This window comes from Dolichospermum sp. UHCC 0260 (assembly GCF_009711985.1).
GTDB lineage: Bacteria > Cyanobacteriota > Cyanobacteriia > Cyanobacteriales > Nostocaceae > Dolichospermum > Dolichospermum lemmermannii.
Genome location: NZ_VIKZ01000001.1, coordinates 141,986 through 153,764, shown reverse-complemented (window position 1 = coordinate 153,764; position 11,779 = coordinate 141,986). Strand labels below are relative to the sequence as shown.

The window sequence follows — 11,779 nt, the reverse complement described above, 5'->3', positions numbered from 1 at the left end:
AAAATAAAACCTCATGATTAAAAGTGTAAATTCGATTCCCGCCTTTGATATTAAACAACAATATGCCACCATTGAAACTGAGGTAAGTGCTGCTGTCTTGGCGGTTCTGGCTTCTGGGCGTTATATTGGTGGTCCAGCAATTACAGATTTTGAACAACAGTTTGCAGCTTATCATGGCGTAAGCGAATGCGTAGCTTGTAACTCTGGTACTGATGCCCTATTTTTAGCATTACGCGCTTTAGGAATTGGGGCAGGTGATGAAGTTATTACTACACCCTTTACTTTTTTTGCGACAACAGAAGTTATCAGTGCGGTAGGGGCAATACCAGTATTTGTAGATATTGATGCAACTACCTTTAATTTAGATGTAGAAAAAGTAGCAGCAGCGATTACAGCAAAAACCAAGGCAATTATGCCAGTGCATTTATTTGGACTCCCTGTGGATATGACAGGATTAATGGAGATTGCCAAAGCTCATAATTTAGCAGTAATTGAAGATTGCGCTCAAGCTACCGGTGCAAGTTGGGAAAATCAAAAAGTTGGGAGTATTGGACATATTGGTTGCTTTAGTTTCTACCCTACCAAAAATCTCGGTGGTTGCGGTGATGGTGGGGCAATTACCACAAATGATCCAGCGATCGCTACACAATTACGAGTTTTGCGAGAACATGGGAGTAAAGTAAGATATATTCATGAAGAAATCGGTGTCAATAGTCGTTTAGATGCTATTCAAGCCGTAATTCTGCAAATCAAACTCCGCTATCTCGATCTTTGGAATAACAGACGCAAGCAAATCGCTGATTATTATTACCAACACCTCAGTCAACTTTCTGATATTATTGTCCCCCAAGAATTTCCTGGGGGAGTTGGTGTTTGGAATCAATACACTATTCGCATCTCTGGAGAAAGACGTAATGGTGCAAGTGGTAAATATCGAGATTCCGTAAAAAACCAAATGCAGGAACAGGGTGTTAATTCCATGATTTACTATCCCTTACCTTTGCATTTGCAACCAGTATATAAAAATTTAGGTTATCAACCAGGACAATTGCCAGTATCAGAACAAGCAAGTCAAGAAGTTTTATCTTTACCCATGTTCCCCGAATTGGAGCAAGAACAACAAGATAAAGTCATTGATACTTTGAAAAATTGTTTATCTTGAATTGTTCAGAGATCAGGGGTGCAGGGGTCAAGGGGCAGGGAGAATGTTGATCTTACCTCTTACCTGTTCCCTGTTCCCTGTTCCCTGTTCCCTGTTCCCTGTTCCCTCTTACGCAAATGTGCGAGTATTTGCAGTCGCTAAAGCTTCTACTAAACTCCGCACGGCAGCAATCATAGCGATTTCGCTGTTGAGTTGGTTGATAGCCGAACCAACACCAACACCAGATGCACCAGCAGCGATCGCTAAAGGTGCAGTAACATTAGAAATACCAGAAGCACACAGTACAGGTACAGAAACCGCACGGGCAATTTCATAAGCTGCGGCTAAAGTGGGAGCAGCCTTTTCAATTAAACCCAAAGTACCAGAGTGAATGGGATTGCTGCTAGTACCACCTTCAGTTTGAATAATATCAGCACCAGCTTTCACCAAATCTTCAGCCAGTTGTACCTGTTGGTCTAAGGTGAGAATATGGGGAACAGTCACAGATAGGGTAATTTCTGGCAGCAAGGCACGGGTTTGGCGAGTTAGTTCCAAAACCTCAGCAGCTTCAAATCTGCGTCCTTGGGCGTAGAAAGAATCGAAATTACCAATTTCAATCAAATCCGCACCAGCAGCCACAGCAGTGACAAACTTTTCTGGTTCAACCGCAGATACACAAATAGGTAACTTAGTCAAGCTTTTCGCCAATCTTACCAAATCCACATCAGCAGCAATATCCACAAAAGTCGCACCACCCAAATCAGCCGCTTTTACAGTTGCAGCCACACTAGCAGCATTGAAATTATTCAAACCGCTAATTACCTTTAGTACAGGATGAGCAAATGCCCGGTTGAGGTTAGGATACATAGTCATAATTTTTCTTTTGCAGCTTATTTCAGTAGGAATATTTTTACACTAAATATAGCAATATTTAATTTTGAAAAAAATTCAGTCCACTTCACTCCAGTAATTTCCTCAATTAAATAGTAGTGAAGTGTCTGTAATTATGGATACTACTGGTAGATGTGTTTTTAATGACCTGACACCAATAACTTATATTTTGCCTGTACTTGGAATCAAATAAAACTGCAATATTTACTTATCTTAACCAGCAACTTTTTCCTCAAGGGGCTTAAAAGTCTTTTTCGTCGCACCGCAAATAGGACAATTCCAATCATCAGGAATATCTGCAAACGCTGTACCTGGTGCAATTCCCGAATCAGGATCACCAGTAACCGGATCGTAAATCATACTGCATTGTCTACAAATCCATTTTTGCGTTTGCGGATCTTCACTGACAACTCTGGTGACAGCTTCTCCACCGTTTAATACTTCTAAGGCTTCAGTGTAGCGATCTGCGTGATGATTTTCAATGAATTTAAGCAATCCAAAACGATGGGCTGCGGTGCGAAATGTGTTAGCATGATCACTAGATTCTTGAGCTTGTTGGAGAAATTCTGCCGCTGCGGGATGATCTCGATCAGTTTGGGCAGCAGCAGCGAATTCAGGATACATTGTTGTATATTCATAGGTTTCACCTGCGATCGCTAAAGACAAACAACGAGAGATAATTTCCCGTTTTTGTGCATCAGTTAAAACCGCTGCGTCTTTAACTACAAGTTCTGGATGTAATAATTCAAAATGTGCAAAAGCGTGTTCAGTTTCTTGATCTGCTGTTTCTTTAAAAAGTTTCGCTAAATCGGAAAAACCCAGTTTACGTGCTACTGCTGCAAAAAATAGGTATTTACGATTTGCCATTGATTCCCCACCAAAGGCTGATTCTAAATTTTGTAGTGTAGTAAAATTGGACAAATCCATAATTGGTGAATCTCTATGAGAGGTTATTGCATTATATTAAAACATATACTTTAAAATTTGGTTAAAATGATTACTAACGAATTACCAAAATGCGTCGAGATTATTGCCAAACAACGGCAGTTTTTCCAAACTGGTAAAACGAAAAATGTTACTTTTCGGATTGCACAACTCAAAATCCTCAAACAATTAGTAATTGAGAATAAAACAGCAATTATTCAAGCATTAAAAGCCGATTTACGTAAACCAGAATTTGAGAGTTACGCTACAGAAATCGGTGTGAATAAAGAAATTGATTATGCTCTCAAACATATCAATACTTGGACAAAACCCAAAAAAGCAGCCGTTCCTTTAGACTTATTTCCATACTCGGCTAAAATATATCCAGAACCGTTAGGAGTAATTTTAATTATTAGTCCTTGGAATTATCCCTTTCAGTTAATTATCTCACCTTTGGTTGGGGCGATTGCTTCGGGAAATTGTACCATCATTAAACCTTCAGAACTTGCGCCTCATACTTCCAATTTAATCACAGAACTTATTCATAAATACTTTGATCCAGAATATATTACAGTTGTCCCTGGAGCAGTCGAAACTAGTCAACAGTTACTAGCAGAAAAATTTGATCACATCTTATTTACGGGTGGGACAGCCATTGGTAAAATTGTCATGGAAGCTGCTGCAAAACATCTCACTCCAGTGACTTTGGAATTGGGGGGAAAAAGTCCTTGTATCATTGATACAGATATCAATCTAGAACATACCGCCAAACGCATTATCTGGGGTAAATTTATTAATGCTGGACAAACTTGTATTGCCCCGGATTATTTGTTGGTAGATGCTAAAATTAAACCAAATTTAGTTAATGCTTTGCAAAAATGTCTCAAAGAATTTTATGGTGAAAATCCAGCTAAAAGTCCTGATTATGCCAGAATTATTCATCAAAAACATTTTGACAGATTAGCTAATTTACTCAAATGTGGTGAAGTGATTATTGGTGGTGAAACTAACCGTGAAGAACTTTATATTGCTCCTACTTTGTTAGAAAATGTTTCTTTAGAAGATGCAGTTATGCAAAAGGAGATTTTCGGGCCAATTTTACCCATCATTGAATATACAGATATCAATGAAGCTATTACCTTAATTAACTCTAGACCAAAACCCCTGGCTTTATATTTATTTTCCCAAAACAAAAACCTGCAAAACCGCATTTTACAGGAAACGTCATCTGGGGGAGTATGTATTAATGACACAGTAATGCAGGTTGCTGTTTCTTCTTTACCATTTGGGGGTGTGGGTGATAGTGGGATGGGTAGCTATCACGGTAAAGCTGGTTTCGACACTTTTTCTCATGACAAAAGTGTCTTGCAAAACTCATTTCGTTTAGATATAAATTGGCGATACGCACCCTATCAAGGTAAATTATCGCTATTGAAAAAAATTATTGGCATTTAAAATTCCAGGAATCACAGAGTCAGAATTTAACTTGAGGATTTTCTAGGAATCCCAATCTATACTTCAATACCTTAGCCAAATTGAAAAAAGCCTTGATTCGTAGGTATTGATACAAAAAATGGCTTAATTGTTTGATTCTCCAGGTAGGGGTAAAGCGCAGTGCTAAACCCTTACACATTTAGGTTTTTAGTAATCTTGTAAAAATTCAAATCTCAGCCGTCACGAGTATAAATTTATTCTAACTCCTGAATTGGAGACTACTGAATTCTTCTTTAAGATTCTTCTGTTTCTTCTTCCTCAGTCGTTGGATAGACGAATTTAGAACGGCCACTCAAAATGGATTTACCAAGGGAAAGAGCTTTTTGCGCTTCAACAACAGCCTTGTGTCTCCAGGTAGCGCGACGTTTATCTCGTTTAGATTTTGATGTTTTCTTCTTAGGAACAGCCATGACAGCGGTATATCGTGATTCTTGACAACCTTCCTATTGTAAGCGATCAATTGACATTATGGGACTATTAAAAGAACTGTTATCCAAATCATCGCTAAAGATTAAGGACTGGAATGCTTGTCATCTATTGATCAAATAACAGTAACAAGCGGGCTGTTTTGAAGTAAATTGCCCGCTTGTTGGGGATCAGGAAGTTTTTTCCATTGAGGACGAATGACTTTTAATGATAAGATTGGTGCGATCGCTTTCGTCATTAACCACAAAGGAACTGCTAAGAACAGCCAAACTCCACTATGAATAATTCGGATTTTTTTGCCAACTTGGCTAATAATTGAAACGAGGATCACTGAAAATGGTTGTTTCGTATAAATCCTGAACATAAACTTGTAGCTCCTGAGTGATCGATCATGGAAATCGAGTGCAAGTATTTTACGATTATTTATGTTGTATAAACTACAACGAATTTCATCAAGAGGTGAAGATTAACTAAACTATAAGAGGTTGTTTGAAAAGTATTATATGAAACCCATAATCTCCAAAAACCTAACCCCCCTCCCCCCCTTCCCTACAAGGGAATGGGGGTTTTAAAGCCTCTCCCCTACCAGGGGAGAGGTTTGGAGAGGGGTCTGTTTACACATTAAAAACTTTTAAAACATCCTCTAAGATGTAAGTTAGCTTTGTGGTGAAAGCCCAGTGCTAACAGCAATTTCAGGCAAACAACAAACAACCGACAAAGAGCGGGATGGTAAATTACTGGGCGATCGCCATCGGCATTAATCAATATCAATCCTTTCAACCTCTCAGTTGCGCTCAAGCCGATGCTGAGGCAATTAAGGATTTTTTGGTGACACAAGCAGGTTTTCTTCCCGAAAAATGCCTGTTAATGACAAATACTTCACCCCCCATAGGAGAGCAATCCTCCTATCCGACAAAGGAAAACATCCTCTCGTTGCTAGAAGAATTAGCAGCCACATTCTGGCAGCCAGAGGACTGTCTATGGTTATTTTTTAGCGGCTACGGGGTTAACCACAAAGAACAAGATTATTTAATGCCAGTCGCAGGGAATCCTGATCAAGTTCCCGAAACCGGGATAGAAGTGCGATCGCTCTTACAGAGTCTACAAGTTACCGGACTCAATATCTTACTCATCTTTGATATTAACCGCGCTTTTGGAACTCAAGCCGATGCACCCGTAGGACAAGAAATCATCGAACTAGCCCAAGAACTGCAAATGGGGGCAATTATTTCCTGTCAACCTGAAGAATTTTCCCATGAAAGCACAGAATTAGGTCATGGTTTCTTCACAGCAGCATTATTAGAAGCCTTGGGTTCTGCAAAAGGCTACAACTTTGCCGATTTAGCCGCTTATCTGACTTATCTTACCCCCAAACTTTGTCAACACCACTGGCGACCAGTCCAAAATCCCATGACTGTGATTCCCACGACCCAGCCAGCTATTTTACCCACGTTGACATTAGATGAAAACTCAGAAGCACTAATTTTCCCAGCAGAAAGTTTTGCTATCACCCGGACTGCACCTCCTCTAGAAAATAGTCCCTCTAGCGCCACAGATAAGGCTTGGTGGACAGAGAATGCCTCAGTAGAGACTACTTTAAGCCAAATAAAGACCGGGGGAAATTTAGCACTTCCACCAACCTCAGAGTCACTTATTAGCAGCAATTACACCTTAGCAACTTCCCCAGCATCCAAACCGGGGGGCAGATTTATTCCCGCTCTCCCCACAGCTAACACCTATCCTTCATCCCAGTCCGAGCTACCAATTTGGCAACAGTTTATTATTTGGGGTGGCGGTACTATGGTAGTAGTAGGTTTAATTACTACATTTTTACTCCGTAATCATGAGAGTTTCCGGTTTAAAAATTCCTCAAAAACAGTATCTAATCATCGGACTAGCAAACTTCCACTTCCCCAAATATTTCCCACTCCTCAAAATCCTAGTACAGCCCAAATCAATTCAAATACAGACTCTCATAAACGTAATCAAGCTATTTCCGACCTAGAAAAAATGTCTCTTGTCCCTACTCAACCGAGTAATTTAAGTATTGCGATCGCTAAAGCCCAAAGAACTCCAGCGGACGCACCACTATACGCCAAAGCTCAGGAGAATATTCAGGTTTGGTGTCAAATGATTTTAGAGTTGGCACAAGCACAAGCCAAACAAGGAAAATATGAAAATGCGATAGCAACTGCCCAGTTAATTACCAAAAAAGAGCCGCTTCATACCCAAGCCCAAACTGTCATTCAAAAATGGCAACTAGAAGCCAAGCAATATGTAAGTAATAAAACTCTCTTAGATGCAGCTACAGCTTTGATCATTCCCGAACAAGCATCTACATATAATCGCGCTATCGAAGTAGCCAAAAAAATCCAAAAAGGACAACCTGGGTTTGAAATTGCCCAAACGTCAATTAATCAGTGGAGTGAAAAAATTTTAGATTTAGCCAAAATCCGCGCCACTCAAGGAGATTTTAATGCCGCTGTCGCCACTGCTATATTGGTCCCAAAAGTGACGATTGCTTATGAAGATGCTCAGGATGCTATCCAAAAATGGCAACAGCAAAAGAATTAGTCAGTTGTCAGTTGTCAGTTGTCAGTTGTCAGTTGTCAGTTGTCAGTTTTCAGTTGTCAGTTTTCAGTTGTCAGTTGTCAGTTGTCAGTTGTCAGTTGTCAGTTGTCAGTTGTCAGTTGTCAGTTGTCAGTTTTCAGTTGTCAGTTTTCAGTTTTCAGTTTTCAGTTTTCAGTGGTCAGTTTTCAGTTGTCAGTTTTCAGTTTTCAGTTTTCAGTTTTCAGTTGTAAAACTACTACCCATTACCCATTACCCATTACCCATTACCCATTACCCATTACCCATTACCCATTACCCATTACCTATTAGCAATATTGGGAAATATCTTCGCCACAGGTATCAGCTAGATAGCACATCGCTTTAAATCGCAAACCTACTACTTCTTCGTATAAAGGATTAAGTTTACACATGGGCGGAATGTGAAACAGTGTTTTCCCAAATACTTTGACATCACGCTCAAATGGACACTGAGCCGGAATGTATTTACACAAACGATGAGCCAATAGGCGATCGCTTACTTGGATGTTATCTAGCCAATTACGCACAGGACGCAAAAAGTCCCAAATAGAATTAGCTGCAACATGGTGCAATGGATTAACATTAGCTGCACTAGCCTCTACTGGATTTATAGAAATCCAACTTGCTAAAAAAATATTTTTGCTGGTATTTTTAGATACTTTCACAGTAATTCCTCTTTTCTTATGAGGGTATTCACTTGACTAATGAATATAGAGTATGACAAGAACCTGAAGCACAGAACAGGAAGGAAATTCTGTAAGAGGTGTAATTAACTGCTTCCTCTGATTGAATCTATATGTTAATACGTCAATCCGACCATAATTTCCCAAAAAGCAATACTGTACTTGTTCAATCTTATTAGTAACTTGGCACAGTTAAAATTCTAATAAAGACATCTGCCTTTAGTTGTGATTTCTTTTAACTGCAACAAAACTTATTATAGCAATAATTATCAATAATTAAGATTAAGAAAAATATTCTTACATAGCTAAATCTAGTCCGTGATTTTTACTAAATTCGTCATTTATAGTACCTTTTCCTTAACCTATCTAAGTATTGGTGTTGCTATTGAGCTTTACTTGTAGTCCTCTGAGCTTATTGATAGTCCTTACTTTTGGCTGTGGCATCCTCTCTGCCTACTTTCTCAATGACACCATAGCCCTAATTTTTACACCCCTCGCTTTAAGTCTAACTCTATCTTTAGGCTTAAATCCCATTCCCTACTTATTAGCTATAACCGGTGCGACTAACATTGGTTCTGTTACTACACTCAGCGGTAATCCTCAAAATAACTCTCAAACAAAAACGCAAAGATGCCAAAAAACACCTTTGCGCCTTTGCTCCTTAGCGTCTCTGCGCGAAATAATCCTTTAAGAAGCAACCGCAGTAGAACGAGTGCGTCGTCTTCTACCATCAGAAACCTTAGCAGCAGGTTCTTCAGGGACTTGCATCAACAACGTCAGAGAAGGTTGACATTGCAACTCTCTCCGCATAGAACGAGCTAATTCACGCTCTAATGTTTCCTGCAAACCACCCCAATCTGTATCAGCGGGTTGTCCTTCAACAGGTGAAAACTCTGACCAACGGACGCTGAGAATTTCTTCAATGCGTTGTTGTACCCATTTTTGCAACAGCGATCGCTCGATACTTGTCACCACACCCTGCATGAGAAGTTCTGGTTTAGCCATCAGCTTACCACTCCAATCAATAGCAGCAGCAATAGTCACAGTCCCTTCAGAAGCCATGCGTTGGCGTTCTTGCAACACTTTAGAACTAACCATACCAGAACTCGAAGTATCCACCAATTCAATCCCTGCTGGCACTTTCCCAGCAACGCGGATAGAATGTTCTGTCAACTCAATGACATCCCCATTTTCGATAATGATCATATTTTCTGCCGGAATGCCCATACTTTGAGCAGTTTCCGAATGCTTGACTAACATCCGATGTTCACCGTGAAATGGCACAAAGAACTTGGGACGAGTTAAAGCAATCATCAGCTTTTGTTCTTCCTGACAACCGTGGCCAGAAACGTGAATCCCCTTATCCCGTCCATAGACCACTTTTGCCCCCTGAATCATCAATTTATCAATGGTATTAACCACCGCAATTGTATTACCAGGAATGGGGTTAGCAGAGAATAAAACCGTATCTCCTTGGCGAATTTTGATATGGGGGTGTTCTTTATTAGCAATTCTTGTCATTGCTGCCATTCTTTCACCCTGAGAGCCAGTAGTTAAAATCAGCACTCTTTCATCTGGCATTCCCCGCACAGTATGCAACGGTTGGAACAGGCTATCTTCACATTTGATATAACCTAAATTGCGGGCATGGGCGATTAAATTCAGCATGGAACGCCCAACAATCGTCACTACACGATTATGTTTTCTTGCTAGTTGCAAAATCATGTTAATGCGATGGACGCTAGAAGAAAAAGTCGTGATAAATAAGCGTCCAGTTGCGTGGGAAAATTCTCGGTCAAGGTTAGGAAAAACAGCCCGCTCAGAAGGTGTAAATCCTGGCAATTCTGCGTTAGTGGAATCACTCAATAAGCAAAGTACGCCTTTTTCACCATGTTCTGCCAGACGTTGTAAGTCGAACTTTTCACCATCTACGGGAGTATGATCAATTTTAAAATCTCCGGTGTGGATAACTACGCCTATTGGTGTATGAATAGCAACAGTGAAGCTATCAGCAATGGAGTGGGTGTTACGGATATATTCAACTAAGAAATGTTTGCCAATTCGCACCATGTCACGGGGCATAACTGTTCTTAATTCTGTGCGATCTTTTACCCCAGCTTCTTCTAATTTACCCTCTAGCATTGCCATTGCTAGTCTTGGTCCATGAATCACTGGAATATCAAATTGCTTCAAGTGAAAAGCAATTCCCCCGATATGGTCTTCATGACCATGAGTGACGATCATCCCTTTAATTTTGTGGCGATTTTCTCGGAGATAAGTTGTGTCAGGTAATACAATATTTACTCCGTGCATGGCTTCTGTGGGAAATGCCAATCCTGCGTCTAAAAGGACAATTTCGTCTTCATACTCGAAAACGCAAGTATTTTTACCTATTTCGTGTAAACCGCCCAAAGGAATAATTTTGAGAGCGGAATTAGCTTCGTTTTTAACCATTTTGTCCTGGATATTTTTGTTAGTTGTGAATCAGTTGATAGTTCGGTTTCTGGGATGAAAGAAAAGACCAAATTTCTGTTTAAATTTAGTTTTTGATGGAGTCCTATTCAATTTTGTTTACCGAAAACGGACTTAAAACTGAATGATTTTTATATGAGTCAGTTGTAGCACAGGTGTTTAAATTGCAATAAAGTAACAATTTGTACACATTATTTATAAATCACTCACCTATTGTGGTTGGGATTAAATTCAGTTTTTGCATGACTGACTCTAATTTTTTAGATACATCTGTATCAGCGTCACACAGGGGTAGACGAGTTGAACCTACTTCCCAACCTTGCAGTTTTAGTGCTTCTTTGACAGGAATGGGATTGGTAGTTAAAAATAAAGCTTTAAACAATGGAAACAGTTGCAGATGAATGTCGGTAGCAATTTGAGTTTTTCCCACTTTCCATGCTTGAATCATTTCTTGGATTTGATTACCCACTAAATGAGAAGCTACACTGACTATACCTTGAGAGCCGATCGCTAACATGGGCAGGGTTAAAGAATCATCTCCAGCGTAAATCTCAAATTCTTTTGGTGTCAAGCGACGGATTTCACTCACTTGATCTAAGTTACCACTGGCTTCTTTAATGGCAACAATGTTATTAATTTCTGCTAACTTGACCACTGTTTCTGAACTGAGGTTTTGACCTGTGCGTCCAGGAACGTTATATAACATCATTGGCAGGTCGGGACAGCATTGTGCTATTGCCTGGAAATGTCGATATAATCCAGCTTGTGGCGGTTTGTTGTAGTAGGGAACTACTTGTAAAGAACCATGTACTCCTATCTTAGCGGCTTTTTGGGTGGCAGCGATCGCTTCTTTGGTGTCATTAGAACCACATCCAGCCATTACTTTAGCTTTACCTGCTACAGTTTGCAATACCTCAGCAAATAATTGGTATTCTTCGTCCCAAGTCAGGGTTGGGGATTCCCCTGTTGTTCCACACACCACCAATGTATCTGTACCGTTGTTAACTAGATAATCTGCTAGTTTGGCAACTACATCATAACTAATACTACCGTCTGCTTTAAACGGCGTAATCATAGCGGTTACAACTGTTCCAAAATCTCCCACACTCTTTTCTCTCCTAATTTGTTAGTTGTCAGTAGGGGCGAAGCATTTGGAAGA

Annotated in this window: 10 protein-coding genes and 1 pseudogene; 4 read left to right on the top strand and 7 right to left on the bottom strand. The window is 39.9% G+C overall.

Features of this window, described 5'->3' with window-relative positions; genetic code table 11:
• Positions 1 to 13 precede the first annotated feature (13 nt).
• Complete coding sequence (locus FJR08_RS00740; protein ID WP_168631833.1) at positions 14 to 1,162, top strand: DegT/DnrJ/EryC1/StrS aminotransferase family protein; 1,149 nt, start codon at positions 14 to 16, stop codon at positions 1,160 to 1,162.
• Between the two features lie 108 nt (positions 1,163 to 1,270).
• On the opposite strand, the gene FJR08_RS00735 is transcribed toward FJR08_RS00740, so the two are convergent.
• Both FJR08_RS00735 and FJR08_RS24115 read right to left on the bottom strand, forming a co-directional pair.
• The gene (locus tag FJR08_RS00735; RefSeq protein WP_168631832.1) at positions 1,271 to 2,014 is read right to left on the bottom strand and encodes a DUF561 domain-containing protein; all 744 of its coding nucleotides are present in this window, start codon (positions 2,012 to 2,014) and stop codon (positions 1,271 to 1,273) included.
• Between the two features lie 231 nt (positions 2,015 to 2,245).
• A complete protein-coding gene (locus tag FJR08_RS24115; RefSeq protein ID WP_015078056.1) occupies positions 2,246 to 2,959 on the bottom strand; it encodes a rubrerythrin family protein in 714 nt (237 codons plus the stop codon).
• A 66-nt stretch (positions 2,960 to 3,025) separates the two neighbouring features.
• On the opposite strand from FJR08_RS24115, the gene FJR08_RS00725 reads away from it, so the two are divergent.
• On the top strand, positions 3,026 to 4,411 hold the full coding sequence (locus FJR08_RS00725) for an aldehyde dehydrogenase (RefSeq protein ID WP_168631831.1): 1,386 nt from the start codon (positions 3,026 to 3,028) through the stop codon (positions 4,409 to 4,411).
• Between the two features lie 272 nt (positions 4,412 to 4,683).
• On the opposite strand, the gene rpmF is transcribed toward FJR08_RS00725, so the two are convergent.
• Entirely contained in the window at positions 4,684 to 4,860 is a 177-nt protein-coding gene (gene rpmF / locus FJR08_RS00720; RefSeq protein ID WP_041457480.1) for a 50S ribosomal protein L32, read from the bottom strand.
• A gap of 131 nt (positions 4,861 to 4,991) precedes the next feature.
• A complete protein-coding gene (locus FJR08_RS00715; protein WP_254435654.1) occupies positions 4,992 to 5,240 on the bottom strand; it encodes a hypothetical protein in 249 nt (82 codons plus the stop codon).
• A 362-nt stretch (positions 5,241 to 5,602) separates the two neighbouring features.
• Here FJR08_RS00715 and FJR08_RS00710 point away from each other — a divergent pair, with 362 nt between their 5' ends.
• Positions 5,603 to 7,450 carry a caspase family protein gene (locus FJR08_RS00710; RefSeq protein WP_168631830.1) on the top strand — a complete coding sequence of 616 codons (1,848 nt, stop codon included), beginning with the start codon at positions 5,603 to 5,605 and terminating at the stop codon, positions 7,448 to 7,450.
• Positions 7,451 to 7,752: 302 nt separating this feature from the next.
• On the opposite strand, the gene FJR08_RS00705 is transcribed toward FJR08_RS00710, so the two are convergent.
• Positions 7,753 to 8,130: a Mo-dependent nitrogenase C-terminal domain-containing protein gene (locus tag FJR08_RS00705; RefSeq protein ID WP_015078059.1), complete on the bottom strand. Its 378-nt coding sequence runs from the start codon at positions 8,128 to 8,130 to the stop codon at positions 7,753 to 7,755.
• A gap of 391 nt (positions 8,131 to 8,521) precedes the next feature.
• On the opposite strand from FJR08_RS00705, the pseudogene FJR08_RS00700 reads away from it, so the two are divergent.
• Positions 8,522 to 8,755 (top strand): annotated as a pseudogene (locus tag FJR08_RS00700) (SLC13 family permease); the annotation flags it as partial.
• 80 nt (positions 8,756 to 8,835) lie between these two features.
• On the opposite strand, the gene FJR08_RS00695 reads toward FJR08_RS00700, so the two are convergent.
• On the bottom strand, positions 8,836 to 10,602 hold the full coding sequence (locus tag FJR08_RS00695; RefSeq protein ID WP_015078060.1) for a ribonuclease J: 1,767 nt from the start codon (positions 10,600 to 10,602) through the stop codon (positions 8,836 to 8,838).
• Between the two features lie 220 nt (positions 10,603 to 10,822).
• Positions 10,823 to 11,725, bottom strand: a complete 903-nt coding sequence (gene dapA / locus FJR08_RS00690; RefSeq protein ID WP_168631829.1) for a 4-hydroxy-tetrahydrodipicolinate synthase — start codon at positions 11,723 to 11,725, stop codon at positions 10,823 to 10,825.
• Between the last annotated feature and the right edge of the window lie 54 nt (positions 11,726 to 11,779).

Excerpts from the sequence above, each read along its gene's own strand:
- rpmF (WP_041457480.1), bottom strand. The coding sequence starts at position 4,860 with ATGGCTGTTCCTAAGAAGAAAACATCAAAATCTAAACGAGATAAACGT.
- FJR08_RS00740 (WP_168631833.1), top strand. The coding sequence starts at position 14 with ATGATTAAAAGTGTAAATTCGATTCCCGCCTTTGATATTAAACAACAA.
- FJR08_RS00725 (WP_168631831.1), top strand. The coding sequence starts at position 3,026 with ATGATTACTAACGAATTACCAAAATGCGTCGAGATTATTGCCAAACAA.
- FJR08_RS00715 (WP_254435654.1), bottom strand. The coding sequence starts at position 5,240 with ATGTTCAGGATTTATACGAAACAACCATTTTCAGTGATCCTCGTTTCA.
- FJR08_RS00710 (WP_168631830.1), top strand. The coding sequence starts at position 5,603 with ATGGTAAATTACTGGGCGATCGCCATCGGCATTAATCAATATCAATCC.
- FJR08_RS00695 (WP_015078060.1), bottom strand. The coding sequence starts at position 10,602 with ATGGTTAAAAACGAAGCTAATTCCGCTCTCAAAATTATTCCTTTGGGC.
- FJR08_RS24115 (WP_015078056.1), bottom strand. The coding sequence starts at position 2,959 with ATGGATTTGTCCAATTTTACTACACTACAAAATTTAGAATCAGCCTTT.
- FJR08_RS00735 (WP_168631832.1), bottom strand. The coding sequence starts at position 2,014 with ATGACTATGTATCCTAACCTCAACCGGGCATTTGCTCATCCTGTACTA.